The organism is Agromyces subbeticus DSM 16689, from assembly GCF_000421565.1.
GTDB classification, from domain to species: domain Bacteria; phylum Actinomycetota; class Actinomycetes; order Actinomycetales; family Microbacteriaceae; genus Agromyces; species Agromyces subbeticus.
The window spans coordinates 21,484-37,494 of sequence record NZ_ATXG01000020.1 but is presented as its reverse complement, the minus strand read 5'-3'; the positions used below and the strand labels follow the sequence as shown (position 1 = coordinate 37,494).

Below are 16,011 nucleotides of genomic sequence, written 5' to 3'. Positions count from 1 at the left end.
GCAGCCGCGATTGCCGCCAGCAACGGCTCACCGGTTGACCAGCCGACCCCGAGGATGTAGATTCCCGCGACGAGAGGTGTGCTCCCCGCATGCGTGGTGAACGATGCGAGGCGATGCACCTCCTAACTCTACCGAACGAATCACGACGGGTATGTGGACCGTCGTCAGATCCGATATCGTGTGTCCCTTAGCACTAGGTCTGGGCAACGATCCGGTCACCGCGCTACCATCGCCTCGCGTTCCATCATCCGACGGCGTACGTCATCGGGATTCGTCGATGCAGCTGTGAGGAAGTCGTTCGGCAGCGTGACCTCCGTCGGGATGGCCCGGTCCGCTAGATCGATGTAAGTGAAGATCGCGCCGCGCTTCACATCGACGGTCCCGTCCGCGCCTCGCTCAACGAGGGCGCGCATTGACGCCCAGTTGAGCTCGCCGTCTTCGTCGTCGCCGGTACCCGACAGGCGCGCCGGCGCCGTGATCCTGGAGATGCGCTCGGCGGTCGGCTCCAGCTTGAACAGCTCGCACGCCGCGGCGGCTTCCTCTGGGTCCTTGATCGGTCCGATTAGGCCACGGGAGATGTACCCGGCGAGGCCCGCACGCACCGCGTCGGTGACCCGCTGGGTGTAGAGGATCGGGAGGACATTCTGCGACCGTGCGAGACGGCCGACGCGCTCGACCTCGTCGGGCGTGGAGTCGAGCACGACCCACGCCTCGTCGAGGTGGAGGACGCCGCCCCGGCCGGTCAGCGCCATCATGGAGCCGAACACCATCATGCGGACGACCGCGACGGAGACGCGCTGGGTGAGCGAGGACGCCTGCTGGCCCGGTTTCGGGAGTTCGAGGTTCGTCGAGCCGACCTTGATGAGGGTGATGCCGTCCGCGAAACGAAGTGCATTCGTCCCGGGGTTCACACCGAAGCACGCCCGGAACATTGGGAACGAGTTCGCCAGTTTCATCACCGCGGCGACCATCTCGGTCGGTGCGACTCCTGCCTCCTCTGCCATACGCAGGGCCTGGCCGGTGCACGTCGCGCCGTTCTGAGCTCCGAACTCCAGTGACGCGAGCAGGTCGACCTCGTAGCGGTCGCGGTCACCTCCCCAGGGGTTCACTAGCATCAGCATCGACGACGCCGCCTGCACGGCGGAGGCCCGGTTCTGGGCGAACCGGAGAGGGTCGAGGATCCCGTCGCCGGTGACCATGTCGTCGAGAGATGCGACCTGGCCACCGGAGAGGAGCACAGCGGCGGAATGATCGCTCTGTGGTTTTGGATCAATCACCACGTTCGGGTTGTTGTTGCGGGCGAACTGGTCCGCGAGCGACAACATCAGCAATGACTTGCCTGACCCTGTGGCCCCGGCGACCAGGCAGATCGGCAAGCCGTCCGCAGTCGACGCGGCCGACGGTGACAAGTAGGCGGGCTGCCGGTCCTTCTCGGTGAAGCCGACGAGGGCGCCCGATCGGTCTCCGACGGTCGAGAGGGATGCGAGCCCGGAGATACCGAAGCTGACGCTCGGGAGTTCGACGGCATGCGGGTTCGCCCGGGCGGATGAGGCGATCATCGTTTCGGCCCACGCGCCCGGCTGGCGCCACATCATGGAGTTGAGTGTCACCTCCTCGGTGGAGAGGTCCTCGACCGATTCGACGTGTCCGTTGAACCCGACGATGATCGACCCGTTCACGAGTGTGGCGGGCGCCCGGTTCTCGGAGTAGATGCCTTCGACGCTCGTGAGCTGGCCGAGCTTCGCGTCGTGCTCGTCACGGCTGAGCAGCCCGTCGTTCATGGCCTTGCTGATGTCGCGGAGGTACTCCTTCCGTTGGTGTCGGAGCTCGGCGCGCGTCACCTGCGGTGGTTCGAGAGTCCCGCGAATCGAGGCGACGATGGCGCCCATCTCGACGAACGGGAGGAACCACTTCGAGGCGGGCTTCGTGTGCTCGACGAACTCGAGTGAGACGTCCTCCACTGTGGCGAAGGTGATCTCGTGCGCGTCGGGGAAGTCAGGCCAGTCGTCGCAGGTTTCGAGGCCGGCGCGAGTCGCGCGGGCGCCGGCATCCGCGGTGCGGAAGAAGTGCATGTGGTCGGCGTGGGGCATGTACGGGATGTCTGGCGCAGAAGCCGGGTTCCACCATGCGTTCGCTAGGCGGTAGCCGTCCTGCGACAGCGTCACGAGCCCCGCCCGGGCGAGCACCTGGTCGACGGCGTTGAAGTCGCGGTCGTAGTCCTCTAGCGGGGTGCCGCCGGACACGATTGTCTCGGTAACCGAATCGAGCGCGGCGCGAAAGCCGCCGGTGCCGACGGTCGCGTTGAGGCGTACACCGAAGAGGAGGACGCGGTCCATGACGGCGGTTCCGTGGAACTTGGCCGCGAGGTGCGGTGCGAGCGGGCCAGGCGGCGGCGTGTAGGCGGTAGGGACGTTCACCCACAGGAGGTGCACCTCCCGGTACGCGCCCTTCGCGCCGCGTCGCCGCTTCGATCGGATCGACGGCATGTCGGCGAGCATGTCCATCGCCGCCATGATGGGACCGCCGGTGCGGATCGCGTCTTCAGGGGTCTTCGCGTCCTCGACGGCGCCCATCGGAACCCGCCGGTAGAGCCACATACTGTTGCCGTCGATGTTCAGCATCCGACCGTCGGCGAAGCGGCGGCGGACCATCGTCGGAAACTCGGGGGCGGTCATCAGCTCGGAGCTCTTCACTCCCCCGCCTCCTTGGAATCGTCTTCGGGTTCGGCATCGGGTGCGGGGCTTGCGGCCACGACCTCCCGACCAACAACGGCCTGGTCATATGGCTTCAGAGAGAGGCCGGCGCCCGTGGGGCCCCACGAGACGATCACAGGCGCTGCCGTGTCGGCGTCGTGAATGAGCACGTCGTAGGTGACGGTTGTCGGCTCCTGCTCTTTCGAGGGTTCGGCGCCGGCCCAGACGATCTCGAGCGTGACGTTCGCGAGCATCACAGGGCTCGTGCCGTCCTTCTTGAACGTCTCGTCGCCAGTGTCGACGAACGCCGCCTGCCCGACGGACGCGGTCACGGAGGCCACCCCGGACAGTGGGACGTAGAAGTGGTCATCGGCGCGGTCGGCGACGGTGATGCGCAGCTTGTCGGGGTCGCCGGAGGTGAACGCCTCTGCCCAGCTCTTCACGGCAGCGTCGACGGACTTCGCTGTGGTGGTCGCCTTCGTCCCGGCCCAGACGTTGTCCTTCGCCCAGCCCGAGCCCGCAGACGGAGCGACCGCGACAAGTGACGGCGCCGAGAGTACTCGTGACCCGAGCACATCGTCGACGGCCACTGGGACGGTGACCGTGTAGACGGTCCCCGCCTCGTCCGTGATCGTGAACTGGTGCAGCTCCACATCTGGGACTGCCTCGTCGTCGGCAACGGTCGGCGCTACGACGGTCTCGGCGCCATCCCAGGAGAGCATCCTGCCGCCGCCGGGAACCGGGGCCGGCTCGGCGGCGAGCCACGCCTGCAGCGTCGTCGTGGCGGCTGCACGGCCAGGTGCGTCAAGCCGAACCTCCGGAGCTACGGCAGTCGGCGGTTCCTCGCCTGCCGCCTGGCCGGCGAGAACTACGACTGACAGCAGCGCCACGGGGAACAGCACGAACGAGCCGAGCAGAAGCCATCGGTAGATGCGTTGGCGGCGCTCGGCCTTTCGGCTGCCGGGGGCCTCTGGCACCGGTTGGTCGATCTGGTCGGTGAGCCAGCTGTCGGGCTTGGACTTCTTCATCGGTCGGTCTCCTCGGTGAGCCAGTCGGTCTCGGCGGTCGGGGCGCTGAACGGGAGCGCTGGCTTGGCAGCGTCGAACACGTCTTCGTCGCTGGTGACTTCCGGATCGAGGTCGTCGAGCGCACGCTGCGCGGCGAGGCTCACCCGCAGGTCAAGGTCGGTGGCGAGGGTCTCGAGACTTGCCCGGTCAACTCCGGTGCTCTCGGCGAGGGTGAGACGGATCTCGGCCTCCGGGTGCATGACGAGCGCGGCGAGGCATCCGTCGCACTGCTCGCGGCCGGGCTCGACCCGCTCACGGCAAGGGACCCAGCAGGTGCGGCACCCGCCGGGTCGGTGCGAGCTGTCGTGGCCGGCGCCGGCGACGAAGCGCCACGAGCTGCAGCGGCTCATCGCGCAAGCCCCAGACCCCGCACGACCTCAGCGAGCCGGTCCCGCCCGCGGCCGTCTTGCACAGCCTTCGCAAGGGCGATCGCTGCCTTCGCGTCGGAAGCGGGCACGTCCTGACCGATGAGGCCGAGTCGGTGCGCGAGGCGCCACATCGCCCGCATGCGCGCGCGGCCTGCCTGCATCGCGATGACGCCGGCCTCAGCGGGGTCCGCGCCCATGACGGCAAGGAGGTCGACTGCGTGCTGCCCCGTCGACTTCGCACCCGACAATGCGGCAGCGATGAGATCCGGGACGTCGTCCCGCACACCGAGCACGGCTGCGACGAGTGCGCGCTCTCCCTCGTCCATCGCCTCGATCTCCGCGGCCTGCTCGAGCACTCGGCCGACGGTCGCAGGCGTGATCGATACCGCGGCGCGCGGGTTCTTCCTGGCGGGTGTGCGGCGGGTGACGGGCGTGCTCGCAGGCGGCTCCACTGGCGTCGGCAGTAGGCGCACTGGCGGTTGAGCAGTACGGACGGGCTCGAAGTTCATTTGGCGTTCCCTCCTACCCCGTCCAATGCGGCGAAAATACGCGAGCTGCCGCGCATATTTCCGCCATGAACGAGATCGAACGGTACGGAGCTTTCGCTGCGGCGAACGGCCCCGACTGGCGACCGCGTCCCTGGATCGAACACGAACGTGAACTCGCGATCTGGACGGAGAACACCGGCTACCAGCGCGCTTCAGGTCTTCTCCCCGCTACGGACTCCGACCGGGTCGGGCGGATCCCGGGTTGGGCTGACTCGCCCGCCGACCGACGGTTCCTCGAGACCCTCCGCGAGTACGCGCTGTTCCTCGCCGAGTCCGACGGCGTACACCCCCGGATGAGTGGCGCAGGCACCACGCCGTACGAGCGACGCCTCGGGGTCTGGGCCACCCGTTGCCGGAAGGTGCTGAAGACGCCCGACGGCGAAGTCGTTGATGGTCGCCTCGACCGGGTGGCACTGCTCCGGGAGCATGCGTCTGGGCTCCTCGACAACGGTTTCCGATCCTGGGAGCGATCAATCGGACAGTTCCTCGCGTGGGTGGAGTTCAACGAGGAGTGGCCCACCGACTCGGATGAGGCGCCCGAGGCTGAACGACGACTCGCGAGCTGGCTGCGCCGGCAGCGCTGGATGTTCAGCCTCGACCAGCTGGACGCGTCTCGGAAGGAGCGCCTCGACCAGGTTCTCGTCGGTTGGCGCGACAGCGTCGACGTGAGCTTCGAGTCGCGGCTCGAGCGCTTCAAAGCATGGATCGTCAAGAACGGTGGTTGCGCGCCGCGACCGACGACAGAGAACAAGACCGAGGCCTTTTGGTACCAGTGGCACTCCACACAGTGTGAGCTGGACCGGAATGGGCTGCTCGACGAGGACCGATCGAACGCCTTCGGGAAGCTCCGCATGCGAGCTCAGCACACACCTCAGTGCCGGCACACAAACACTCCCCGCAAGCGCGAATGGAGATACGCGGTCTGAGCCGCGCATATCCGAACCGTGGCGAAGACCGAGAAGACCAAGAAAAAGCACACGACCCCGTCGTACCGTCTGCTCGACCATGCGGTGAAGGTTGCGACCGGTCTCGACCACGCCGAACCTCGGCCCGGGCAGGCACGCCTGTCGCAGGCGATCGCGAACGCCTTCGAGGATCAGGGCGAGCATGCTTTGCTCTGTGGCCCCACTGGCATTGGCAAGAGCTTGAGCGCGCTCGCTCCTGCCGCCGTACGAGCGATCGAGCACGGTGAGCGGACCATCTACTCGACTGAGTCGTTGAGCCTGCAGGCTCAGATCATCGACAAGGACGGCCCCACGATCAGCGCCGCAGCCGAGCGCGTCTATGGCAAGCCCGTTCGGTTCGCCGTGCTCAAGGGATGGAGCAACTACTCATGCCTCCAGCGCACCCGCGAGACTGTCGCGGGGCTCCTCGGCGCCGTCGGGCACGTCTCGAACAGCGCGCTGGCCGATCAGCTCGAGCAGATGAAGTTCGGCGCGGCGGTTCACATCGACGGGTATGACTACGACTCGGCGACGCTCATCCCTCTCCTCGCGTGGGCTCTCCGCCAGCACGAGGACTCCCGCCTCAGCGCAGACCGCGCGGCCTACCCGGGCGTGGCGTCGAACCTCGAATGGGCGCTCGTCAGCGTCTCCACGCAGGAGTGCCTTGGGGAGTCCGGGTGCCCGGTCTTCGAGCTGTGCAAGCCGGCCGCTGCGCGAAGCGTGGTCGCGGAGGCGGACATCGTCGTCACGAACCACTCGATGCTCGCCGTGCAGGCGGCGACCGCGCTGCCCGTCGTGCTCGGCAATTCTGGCCTCGGCGACTTCCAGAACATCATCGTCGATGAGGCGCACGCCCTCCCCGGGACTGTCCGGTCGCAGGGGCAGTCGCAGGTCTCCGCGCGCAGGATCACGAAGGTTATCGCGCTCGTGCGCCGCGTCCTCTCCGACACTGATGCTGGGGTGAAGCGCTGGATCGACGATGGCGACGCCGTCGCGACTGCCGTCGATGACGAGCTCCGGCGCCGGTTGAAGGCTGCCCCGTTTGAACCAGGTGACGAGGTCAGCGTCCCGGGCGACGTCGACCCGCTGAACGACACTGCCGATCTCGTGATCTCGTGGGCGAAGCGTGGCGACCGGCTGCTCGCCAACGCGACGGCGGACGCTGAGAGCCAGTCGGTGAAGATCGCCGCGAAGCGCGCCAGAGCAGAGGTCACCCAGCTGGGTTCCGATGTGGATGCTGTTCGCGAGCACTTCGTCGGCGTCGCCCGATGGTGGAAGCGTCCAGCGAAGTTCGGCGGCGGGCACGGGCGCCGCGAGAGCGTGAGCGTCACCGCTGCGCCCGTGGAGGTCTCGCGCATGATCGACCGGAACGTGTGGACCGTCGTGCCGAGCGACGAGGAGGACGCCGAACCGATGCAGCTGTCTGTGGTCGCGATGTCAGCGACCCTGCCCACCGGCTTCGCCAGAGACGCCGCGATTCGATCGCAGTCGCGCGAGTACGAGTCGCCGTTCGACGCCCGCTACGGCGATTCTGCGTTCTTCGCGCCGCGGGTGATCTCCCCCGCCGAGGTCGCAGCGCTCTCCGCGCCGGGCCCGCGGGGCGGCAAGCCGAAGTTCGACACCACGAAGCACGCCGGATGGGCACTCCCCTACATGGTCGACCTCGTCGACGCGAACGGCGGAAGCGCGCTGGTCCTCTCCTCAACGGTCGATGCCGGCAAGAAGTACACCGAGAGCCTACGAGAGGCCGCCCGTGGCCGGTGGCGCGTACTGTCACAGTGGGACGGTGCCAACATCCGCCAGATCAAGGCCGACTGGGAAGACGACCGCACCGCCGTGCTCGTCGGGACGAAGACGCTCATGACGGGCACCGATGCGCCCGGCGAGACGTGCTCGCTCGTGATCGTCGACCGACCACCGCGCGCCCGCGCGAACCCGATCGACAACGCCCGCGTCGAGGCGCTCGCCCCGAACCACGGCGGCAAATGGGGCGCAGACCGGATCGTGTACGCGGGCGACGCCGCAACCCTCCTCGAGCAGAGCGTCGGCCGACTCATCCGGTCGATGTCCGACTCCGGCCTCGCCGCGATTCTCGACCCGCGGCTCGTGAAGTCGAGCCCGTTCGCCTACCCCGAGGCGACGCGGGACATCTACATTCACGCCGTCCGCCGATTCGACCGGAAGTACTCCCAGCTCAGCAAGGCGACCGAGTTCCTTCGGGAGCGGCGGGCGAAGACAAATCAGAGCTGATGCCCGCTTACCAGCGGGAGAGTACGCCGGGTCCCGTCGTGGGCGGTGTGCCTGGTGGAACGAGCTCCCAACCGTGCGCGGCCAGGACTTCGGCAGCTTCGTTCTGAAGGTCACGCACCGTCGAGCGAAATTGGAGACGCCGCCAGCGCTCTCGCCCTTCGAGGACTGCGGACTGCCAGTCTTCCTCGTGATCGATACCGAATTCGCGCACTAGGAACTCAAGGAAGTCTTCCACGCATGGGCGGAACCGCTCGCCTCCGACGGGAATGTGAAGCGACGACATGTCGTGCGGCTTCTTCACGGCCTCGCTCCTTATCGCGTGGGAGCGGCCGAGCAGGTGGGACAGCGCTCCGCGGTCGGCATGAACGTGCCAATGAGCCATGGGAGCGCTGAGCGACATCGCCGCGTCGAACTCCTGTCGGAACAAAGGCGTTCGGTCGAGAACTGAATGCACGGCAAGCCTCGATTGCCAGGCCTTCAGAAACCGGCCTGAGCTGTCGCTTCCGAGATAGATCTGCACTCCGAGGTCTGCGAGATGCTCACCGCCCACGTACAGCGGAACTCGCTGCTCTGCGCTCGTTTTTCCGTCAGGGCGAACTACAAATCGATCATGGTGCGCGATTGATACGATCTGGAACTCGCCAGGAAGCACCCCCGCGAGCGTCGACTGGAGCTCCTGAGCGAATTCACCAGAGCTCGTGTGAAGGTCGAGCAACTTCAGTGTCCGGAGTCTTCGCCGAGGAGGAACGCGATCTCGCTGAGCTCTTCCTTCGCTTCCCATTCCTCGGCGGACAATGACCGGCACGCAACGGCAGCCCAGAACATCTCTTCATTCGTCTCGAGACGTTCGAGGATCTCCGAACGGCGCATTCGCAACGCTTCGCTAGTCACTTCGATGACAGGGGCCACGATTCACCTCCAAGTCCTTTCTACGAAGAGTAGACCTCCAACCGCTGACATTCGTGGGTGGCAGCCGTCCTCGTGGGATCTGCGGTCAAATGTCGGCGGGTCCTGCCTACGCTGCAGACCGGGGGAATCAAGCAGAAGGTGGGTTCTGAGTTGGCTCGAATCGAGAGCACAGTACGAAAACTTCACGTTGCGCACCGGCGTGACGAGGGGGCGAAACTTCAAGGTCTCGCGGAGTTGCCCAGCAAGAGAGTCCCCGGGACCACCGAGACCCGCCTGGTGAGCGTGCTTGATCCTGATGATTTCAAGCTCATACATCTGCAGAAGATCAACATTCGTTGCCCAAGACGGTCCTGCCCGACCATGCTCGTGGCCGTGAAGCGTGGACCGACGCGATTCCTTAGGTCGAAGCCTGGCGGCGCATCATGCAGTCACGGCGTCGTGCCCGCAATTCCGCCCGGGGGCGGAGGTATCGAGTCGGACGAGCATCTCTGGTTCAAGGGGCGACTCGCCACGATCTGCCGTCTCCTCGGATATGAGGCAGTTATTGAGGACCCGCGGACGAAAGCCGATGTGTACGTTCCTGATGCGAAGACCGCGCTCGAATACCAGCGCTGGTCGACAGAGTTCGGCACTCGAACGTTCGCTCGCAAGCTCGCGGGAGCCACAAGCACGATCTGGTTCGTGCCGGAGGCATGGAGCCGGACGGCGACCAAGAAGGTCCGGAGCGAAGTGTATTCACGCCCGGCAGCCTTGATCGGCGCCTACGACAACCGGCGCAAACGAGGCGAACCGTGGACCTCGCTCCGGCCGTGGGAGAACGAGGAGCTGAACAGATACGCGCGACTCTATGTGTCTGGAACCGTTGTCAACTACAAGCATGAAGCCGACGAGTTCTTCACCGCACGAACCGATCTCATGCAGTTCCTACGAGACGTGCTGGCCGGAACCCGAGTGTGGATCGCGTCGGTCCCCGTGCAAAAGTACGGCGGCTTCGAGACCGCTGGTGGAGCTTGGGTCAGGAAGACTGATTGGGAGCGTCATCAGTCCGCCGAGAGAGCTCGGCAGGAGCTCTGGCTGCGGCGCCAAGACGAATTGAGGCGACGTTCTGAAGCACTCGACGCGGCGCCGACAGTCGAGCCGGAGACAACAGTCGACCAACATCCTGCATTGGCGGAGGGTGCGGAAGAGATCGAACACCAGGTTGCCAGCGACACACAGGTCGCGCCATCCCAGTCGGTGCCTCCGGGCGTCGTGAGGATCGATCCGGTCAGCGCGTCGGCTGCGGAGTTGCCAGCCACGGAGACGATTACTCCGTCGCTCAGACGAGAGCCGTGGTGGAAACGCCTCGCATGGTGGCGTGGTCGATTGTGAGCCGATACCGCCGCCCGCGATCGCTAGGATCATCGTCCGGCAAGGTACCGATCTTCCATCGACTTCAAAGGTCGTTATCGCCGTTCGGCCGGACCTGTCATCGTGCTGTTGAGCGCTTGATGGATCAGCTACGTCGTCTCGTGCTGCTCCGTTAGCTTCTGAGCCAGGAGTTCAGCGGCTTGACCCGTGGTCATCGATAGGACCTCGTTCTCGTTGACGCCGAGGTCGCCAAGCGCCCTGAGGAGATACAGCGGGATCGAATTCTCCACCGGGCGGGCCAGAGGCCCGCCCCGGTCGGGGAGCTGGCCATCCTGGACACAGGCCCAGAACACGGGTGCGGTTACCTCAAGCTGTTCGCGGAGGATGTGCGACCACATGCTCCGCGCGTACGTTGTCCTGTCGGCGGGCTTGGAGATACGCGTCCGAAGGATGCGTCCGTCCCAGAGAGTCAGCTCGTACGTCCGATGGTGATCAACCGGGCGTCCAGTCGCTCCGCGGACGAGGCTCCACTCTTCCTTCTCGCAGAACTCATCGTGATGCTCTCGCGTTGCGGCTGGGTACTTACTCACCGCCGCGCTCAAGCCATTCGAGGAGCTGTTCATCGCTTGACAATTTGATTAGCTGAACGAGCGCCCAATTGTTGGCATGGTTCGGAGCATGCTGGAGTCGGTCCTCCCAGTCGGCGGCGTACTCCCGAAGTGGAACAGCGAGATCCGCGAGTGCACTTGCGACGTCTTCACCCTCGGACGCGAACGGCCGAGACTCCATCAAAGCAACCGTTCGCCCCTCTTCCCGATATACCTTTACCCGCGGCGATACTGTACGGAAGAAGAAGCCGCGGAGACGCTCGACGGGCACCACGGCGGAGAGGTGGTCGTCTCGGCGCACCGTGACGGTTCGCCCCTGCTCGGTTGCGTCAAGAACGTCCTTCAGGTGCGTTCGGGCATCAGTGAAGGAGCCGTAATCGGCTGTGAGTGACATGGCGTTTCATCTCCGGTCGAACGTACTTGAAGTACGTCCCGTACATGTTAGCGCGATAACCTGTGTGCCGGTAGCGTCTGGCGTCTGCATCCTGATCACCGTGGCCGACAACCTCATGGCCTAGCTACGCGCCGGATCCGAAGCTCATGGAATCGCCGAGTCCTCCCCTTCACGTCAGTAGCCAGCGGAAAGATCACGACCTCCTCTTCGGCGTACCCTGGCGCGAGTGCCAGGCAGCTTGCCGGCACGTCAGCCTCGACGACGACCCCGTGCTCCCCCGCGAACCAAGCCGCGGAGTCTCGGTGCGCGGACCACGAGCTCAGTGCGCGCAGCGGGTAGCGAGGACCGGACATCTCCCGCCTTCCGAGGCGCCAACCTTCGGGTTGCCCAGATGGTGGTGTCACTCCACGGAACAGGCGTACATGCGTTCGACCTGTGGCCTCTACCCGCTGCTTTAGAGCGTCACTCGACGACCACATGAGAAGTTCAAGGAGCTCCACCATGTGCGGGAGCCGTACCCAGATTCGGCCGGCCTGGGCGAGGGCCGGGATCGTATTGAGATCCGGCTCATCACGATAGAACACGGTGAGCCCGCGCCGGTTCCGGAAGTATCGTTCGGCGCACCAGCTCAAGACGAGCCCGACGGCGGTGCCCGTCGGCCGTGTCGTCTGGAACGCCTCCCGAACAACCCGACAGACCGCCATCGGGAAGTCCTCAACCTGAAGCACTTCGTCAAGGCACGCATGAAGGATCTTGCCAACATCGTCACCGAACAAGTCATCGAGATCGTCAAATCGCTGTTCAAGCGCACGCGCCGCCGTATTGAGTTCACGCCACGCGTCTGCAGCTACTGCGTTGAGCATCCAGTCTCGTTCGACCACCCGCTCGAGGATCAGCAAAGGTAACGTTTCGGCGAGAGGTAGCTGCCCTGCCAACGCAGCCTGGACGCGCTCCGAAAGCGGCTCAGTGGCAAGCACGCCGGGGATCAGCCGCCCAGTTGCGCGATCGTCGACTGGCCGATCTCCATCTGTTCACGTCGGAGATGGTTCAGCGAACGGAGCACCTCGATGTTCGGCTCAGAGAATGAGTCGAGGATGTTCCCGATCGCGAACCGCTCGAACACCTCACGAGCGGAGCGCTCAACGCCCACGTCCACCTTCAGCTCAAGGACACGATCTTGATCGGCCTCAGCAAGCGTCGTACGATTCCAAACCATCATCCCAACGCGAGCGATCGTTCGAGTGTTCAGCGACGAGATTGCCGGCGGATGGACGCCGTCAAGTCGGTCGCTTTCGGCTTCGCAGGCGGCATCGAGCGCCGCCTGCTCCTTGTCGGTGATTCGGCCGGGCTTTATGCGGTTGCTGGTCTGCCATTCGTAGCGGAAGCTGTTGATGGTGGCGTTGTGCCACCTGATCTTCCACTCTTCGTAGCCGTAGCGGACGTTGTCGAGGATGCCATCCGAGACAGGAACGTTCGCCCAGAACTTGACGTGCTGCTCGAACGAACGGGCGCGAGGCGGATAGAGGAAGGTGCCGGTCGCGTTGTACTCGTCGTCGGAGAGCATGTCAGAGCCGAGTCGAACGAACGATTCCGGTCGGTTCGTTCCAGCGAACTGACCTCCGATTGGTTGTCCGGCAGGCTGCCTGTGGTCGGTCATAGTTGCCGATCCTATCCGCGGGAACTGTCTAACTGGCGCTCGCATTGCGACTCACCACCGATTGCGCAGTCGTTTCCCGACCAGCTGGCTCGTTCTTCTTCCGCTCCGCTTCCGCGGCCTTCTCCTGCACCTCAGCGAGATGCGCCCGGTACGTGTCCACGACTTGGTTCTGGCGATCCAGGTGTCGGTCGCGGGTGCCTGCGACGTGCCGGATGCCCTTCACAGCGAGCCCGCCGGCGACGACGGCTCCAGCCGCGCCAGCGGCAACGGGCCCGAGGGTGACCGCGGCTGCGCCGCCTAGGAGCGCAGTCGCTGCGATCGCCTTAGTGGGCTTCCCCGACACCATGTATTTGCCGCCGCGGGCGATCGCGTTTCCGGTTGCGGCGGCGAGCTTGTCCCGTCCGGACCGGATCGCGTCAGCGGATCCAGCGCCGACCCACTGCAACGCACCCTTCGGATCCTCGAATGCGCCGACGAAGGCGTCCTTGGTGGTCATCGCGCCCTTCCTGGTCGCCGCTGCGAGGGCGCGCCGGCCTTCGCTCGTGTTCAGCGCCTTCATCCGTGCACGGTTGGTCGTGACCGCTGCCGGGTCGATGCCGCGCTTGTGAGCCATGGCCTGTCTGAGCTCCGTTCGACGCGACGTCTTCGCTTCAGCGGCAAGTCGCTTGGCCTCAGCCCGAGTCCTCGCCGTGTCCGTCCCGGCTGCGGCACCAGCACCGGCTGCGCCTGCAAGTGCCATTGCTCCGCGGCGTCCCTTTCCACCCGGACCACGGCCGCCTGTTCCGAGGCCGATGCGCTGACCGGCAGCACGAACTGCAGAGCGACCCAGGGCGCGGCCGCCATTCCCTATCCGACGGCCGATAGCCGAGCCTGCGAACCCTCCGAGCGCTGCGCTTCCCGCTGCGCCCGCAGCTTGGCCCCAGGCCGCCGCGGCGCTCGGCTTGAACACGGATGGCAGTTTCAGGGCCTTGGTGAGGATTAGGTGAAGCGCGACGCAGGCGAGGATTGGAGCGAGCCCTGCCCACAGGATTGGTCCGGGAGATCCGGGCGGGCCGAGGAGGTCCGTTTCCGTTCCGAAGCGTGCGAGCAGGTCGGTTAGCAGCACGATGACCGCGAGGAACATGGACGCTCCGGCGGCGAGCACGCTCGTGCCGAGGAGGAATTTGCCTTGCCCGGCCAGCCTTTCGAGCGGCGCGTTCTTGGACGCGAGCGAGGCCAAGAGGATGAAGAGGATCGATATCGTCAGCACGACACCGAACACTTTCGCCAGGATGATGGCGACCGAGAATCCGCCAAAAATGATGAGCTGGAGTGCGGAGGCGACACCGAACACCTGGATCGCCATCACACCGCCACTGGTGTCAGTGCCGTGCAGCGAGAGGAGGTAGTCGCGCACCTCAGGCGTTGTGGCCTTCTCATCGACGGACTCCCCCTTACCGTCGACGTTGAACACGTCGCCGATCTTGCGGTCGTCGTCTGTCCACCACTCCACGCAATCAGCGGGCTTGATCCAGGACTCGGTCTCGTCGCTGTCCGCGTCCTTCGGCTTCTTGTCCCAACCCGGCCGGACCGTCCAATCGGCGCCGTTCCATTCGCATGCGGCCCATGCAATGAGCGAGCGGTCGTTCTGCACGTTGTCGCTGGAGCCCCAGGCCACGGACTTCAAGGAGCCCTTGTTGCCGTTCTCGGACGAAGGCGCGGTCCCGTATCGTACGAGCATGTCGGCCTTGTACTCGGCCCACTGTTGTTTCGCCGGCTTGTTCGAGAACCAGTCGAGAAGGTGACAGTAGACCTCGTCGGCGTATGGGTTCGCCGCACCGAACTGCGCGGCCTTCCACGCCTCACCGCCGGTGTTCAACCATTGGTTGCCGAGAACAGCAGGCAGGGCGTGCCCGTTGCCGGTTGTCGCGTTCATGTATGCGGTCGTTCGGGTCGCCACGCTCGAAGCGCAGTAGCTGATGTTCGCGTCAGCCTCGGTGCCGGAAGCCGCGGGGTTCATGGCTGTTGCGATCGAAGCTGCGGGTGCTTCGACCATGGTGCCGATCGCGTCGTTCACTGTGGTGACCACCCATCCGGGCGACCCAGGACCGGGCTTGTATTGGTCGCCGGTACCTGTGGAGGCGTTCGCTCCGAACGCCATTACCGCGAGGATGCCGACGACGCCGAGCATCTGAGCTGCTCTCCCCCATGGCTTTTCTGCGGACCGAGCCTGTCGCCAGATGAGGGCGAGGATAGCAGCTGCGACCAACGCGACGGTAATGACGGCCCCGGGACCTGACACGAGCGCCGAGCCGATCGAAGCGGCGGCCTTGTCCGCAGCCGCACCGACCTGCCGCATGATGTCCATGCCTGTGGCGAACTCGACCATGGTCAGCGAGATGTCGTAACTGGAATTGCCGGAACCCATCCACGATTGCTGGGTTCCGTACCGCGACAAGAAGGCGTAGGCGTTCTCGAGGATGGAACCGTCGAGCCGGCTGTGCAGCTTTCCGGTCGCGTCCTTCCACTCATCGAAGGGGAGTTCCGGCGTCGGGACGTTGGCGTCGGAGCCGTCGATCCCCGCGTGCACGGCGGATGCCGGTGCTGTGAGATCGGCGGCGAATGCCGTGGCAGCCGGGGCGGCCAAGAGGAAGCCAGCGAGGATTGCGCCGATAAGGATGCTGAGTCGACGGCGCACCGTCATTCACCTCCGAGGATCGTGGTGAGCGGGTCGGCGGCGATCTCGCGGCCACGACTGATGACAGGGCCTCTCGCTGAGATGGGTGAGCCGTCGAAGAGGTCGGTCTTCGCTGGAGTCCGTGTGGGCCGTGAGGACACGACGATTCGTCCCGGTGCCGTGTTGGCGCTGATCGGCCTCCAACACAGATAGATGCGATTCAGTCCGGCGTTGCGCTTGTCGAGCGCTGAGCGGTACATCCGTTGCTTCAGGCCCTTCCGCGACCGGGCCTCGAATCCGAGGAACCCCGCCACGATGGAGAGCAGCGGCACGACGACAAACGCGACAGGGCCGACGATCAGGAACACGAAGGCCGACACCGGCAGCGAGCATGCGACAGCGATGCCGGCGATGATCGCATGCCGGCGGTTGTATTCGAATCCGGCCTTGCTGTCCGTGCGCCCCTCGTTCCGGCGGCGGCCGGTGAGGTCGGTGAGTGCGTATGCATACATGGCGACCGTTCTGGGTAGTTGTCGTCTCAGGAGGCGATAGTTGAAAGCGGCCGCA

15 protein-coding genes are annotated in these 16,011 nt (G+C 65.4%); 4 read left to right on the top strand and 11 right to left on the bottom strand.

The window, feature by feature from the left end; all coding sequences use genetic code 11:
* Positions 1-215: 215 nt before the first annotated feature.
* The 4 genes from H521_RS0118920 to H521_RS0118905 are packed head-to-tail and all read right to left on the bottom strand — an operon-like array spanning position 216 to position 4,637.
* Positions 216-2,693 (bottom strand): ATP-binding protein, encoded by a 2,478-nt coding sequence (locus H521_RS0118920; protein ID WP_022894582.1) that lies wholly within the window; start codon positions 2,691-2,693, stop codon positions 216-218.
* Positions 2,690-3,721, bottom strand: coding sequence for a hypothetical protein (locus H521_RS0118915; RefSeq protein WP_022894581.1), 1,032 nt, complete (start codon positions 3,719-3,721; stop codon positions 2,690-2,692). The genes H521_RS0118920 and H521_RS0118915 overlap by 4 nt, the downstream gene beginning before the upstream one ends.
* The gene (locus tag H521_RS0118910) at positions 3,718-4,110 is read right to left on the bottom strand and encodes a hypothetical protein (RefSeq protein ID WP_022894580.1); all 393 of its coding nucleotides are present in this window, start codon (positions 4,108-4,110) and stop codon (positions 3,718-3,720) included. The genes H521_RS0118915 and H521_RS0118910 overlap by 4 nt, the downstream gene beginning before the upstream one ends.
* Positions 4,107-4,637, bottom strand: a complete 531-nt coding sequence (locus H521_RS0118905) for a hypothetical protein (protein WP_156891578.1) — start codon at positions 4,635-4,637, stop codon at positions 4,107-4,109. Before H521_RS0118905 ends, H521_RS0118910 begins: the two co-directional genes overlap by 4 nt.
* A gap of 65 nt (positions 4,638-4,702) precedes the next feature.
* Here H521_RS0118905 and H521_RS0118900 point away from each other — a divergent pair, with 65 nt between their 5' ends.
* Positions 4,703-5,602 carry a hypothetical protein gene (locus H521_RS0118900; RefSeq protein ID WP_022894578.1) on the top strand — a complete coding sequence of 300 codons (900 nt, stop codon included), beginning with the start codon at positions 4,703-4,705 and terminating at the stop codon, positions 5,600-5,602.
* Positions 5,603-5,893: 291 nt separating this feature from the next.
* Positions 5,894-7,870: an ATP-dependent DNA helicase gene (locus tag H521_RS0118895; protein WP_156891576.1), complete on the top strand. Its 1,977-nt coding sequence runs from the start codon at positions 5,894-5,896 to the stop codon at positions 7,868-7,870.
* Between the two features lie 7 nt (positions 7,871-7,877).
* Here the strand turns inward: H521_RS0118895 and H521_RS24390 are convergent, their stop codons facing one another.
* Together H521_RS24390 and H521_RS26015 are read right to left on the bottom strand one after the other, a co-directional pair.
* A complete protein-coding gene (locus H521_RS24390; protein ID WP_022894576.1) occupies positions 7,878-8,585 on the bottom strand; it encodes a hypothetical protein in 708 nt (235 codons plus the stop codon).
* Between the two features lie 2 nt (positions 8,586-8,587).
* Positions 8,588-8,779: a hypothetical protein gene (locus H521_RS26015; protein ID WP_156891572.1), complete on the bottom strand. Its 192-nt coding sequence runs from the start codon at positions 8,777-8,779 to the stop codon at positions 8,588-8,590.
* A gap of 276 nt (positions 8,780-9,055) precedes the next feature.
* On the opposite strand from H521_RS26015, the gene H521_RS0118885 reads away from it, so the two are divergent.
* Entirely contained in the window at positions 9,056-10,150 is a 1,095-nt protein-coding gene (locus H521_RS0118885; protein WP_156891571.1) for a hypothetical protein, read from the top strand.
* A gap of 128 nt (positions 10,151-10,278) precedes the next feature.
* Here H521_RS0118885 and H521_RS0118880 read toward each other — a convergent pair whose 3' ends face one another.
* On the bottom strand, positions 10,279-10,752 hold the full coding sequence (locus H521_RS0118880) for a hypothetical protein (RefSeq protein WP_051159355.1): 474 nt from the start codon (positions 10,750-10,752) through the stop codon (positions 10,279-10,281).
* A complete protein-coding gene (locus H521_RS0118875; RefSeq protein WP_022894572.1) occupies positions 10,712-11,131 on the bottom strand; it encodes a prevent-host-death protein in 420 nt (139 codons plus the stop codon). The genes H521_RS0118880 and H521_RS0118875 overlap by 41 nt, the downstream gene beginning before the upstream one ends.
* Positions 11,132-11,634: 503 nt before the next feature.
* Here H521_RS0118875 and H521_RS26010 point away from each other — a divergent pair.
* The gene (locus tag H521_RS26010; protein WP_156891570.1) at positions 11,635-12,036 is read left to right on the top strand and encodes a hypothetical protein; all 402 of its coding nucleotides are present in this window, start codon (positions 11,635-11,637) and stop codon (positions 12,034-12,036) included.
* A gap of 80 nt (positions 12,037-12,116) precedes the next feature.
* On the opposite strand, the gene H521_RS0118865 is transcribed toward H521_RS26010, so the two are convergent.
* The 3 genes from H521_RS0118865 to H521_RS0118855 form a co-directional block, all read right to left on the bottom strand.
* A complete protein-coding gene (locus H521_RS0118865) occupies positions 12,117-12,695 on the bottom strand; it encodes a hypothetical protein (RefSeq protein ID WP_022894570.1) in 579 nt (192 codons plus the stop codon).
* 121 nt (positions 12,696-12,816) lie between these two features.
* Positions 12,817-15,471, bottom strand: coding sequence for a hypothetical protein (locus tag H521_RS0118860; protein ID WP_022894569.1), 2,655 nt, complete (start codon positions 15,469-15,471; stop codon positions 12,817-12,819).
* A complete protein-coding gene (locus H521_RS0118855) occupies positions 15,468-15,956 on the bottom strand; it encodes a hypothetical protein (RefSeq protein WP_022894568.1) in 489 nt (162 codons plus the stop codon). Before H521_RS0118855 ends, H521_RS0118860 begins: the two co-directional genes overlap by 4 nt.
* Positions 15,957-16,011 lie beyond the last annotated feature (55 nt).

Excerpts from the sequence above, each read along its gene's own strand:
- H521_RS0118875 (WP_022894572.1), bottom strand. The coding sequence starts at position 11,131 with ATGTCACTCACAGCCGATTACGGCTCCTTCACTGATGCCCGAACGCAC.
- H521_RS0118880 (WP_051159355.1), bottom strand. The coding sequence starts at position 10,752 with ATGAACAGCTCCTCGAATGGCTTGAGCGCGGCGGTGAGTAAGTACCCA.
- H521_RS0118915 (WP_022894581.1), bottom strand. The coding sequence starts at position 3,721 with ATGAAGAAGTCCAAGCCCGACAGCTGGCTCACCGACCAGATCGACCAA.
- H521_RS0118860 (WP_022894569.1), bottom strand. The coding sequence starts at position 15,471 with ATGACGGTGCGCCGTCGACTCAGCATCCTTATCGGCGCAATCCTCGCT.
- H521_RS0118855 (WP_022894568.1), bottom strand. The coding sequence starts at position 15,956 with ATGTATGCATACGCACTCACCGACCTCACCGGCCGCCGCCGGAACGAG.
- H521_RS0118910 (WP_022894580.1), bottom strand. The coding sequence starts at position 4,110 with ATGAGCCGCTGCAGCTCGTGGCGCTTCGTCGCCGGCGCCGGCCACGAC.
- H521_RS0118900 (WP_022894578.1), top strand. The coding sequence starts at position 4,703 with ATGAACGAGATCGAACGGTACGGAGCTTTCGCTGCGGCGAACGGCCCC.
- H521_RS0118905 (WP_156891578.1), bottom strand. The coding sequence starts at position 4,637 with ATGAACTTCGAGCCCGTCCGTACTGCTCAACCGCCAGTGCGCCTACTG.
- H521_RS0118865 (WP_022894570.1), bottom strand. The coding sequence starts at position 12,695 with ATGCTCTCCGACGACGAGTACAACGCGACCGGCACCTTCCTCTATCCG.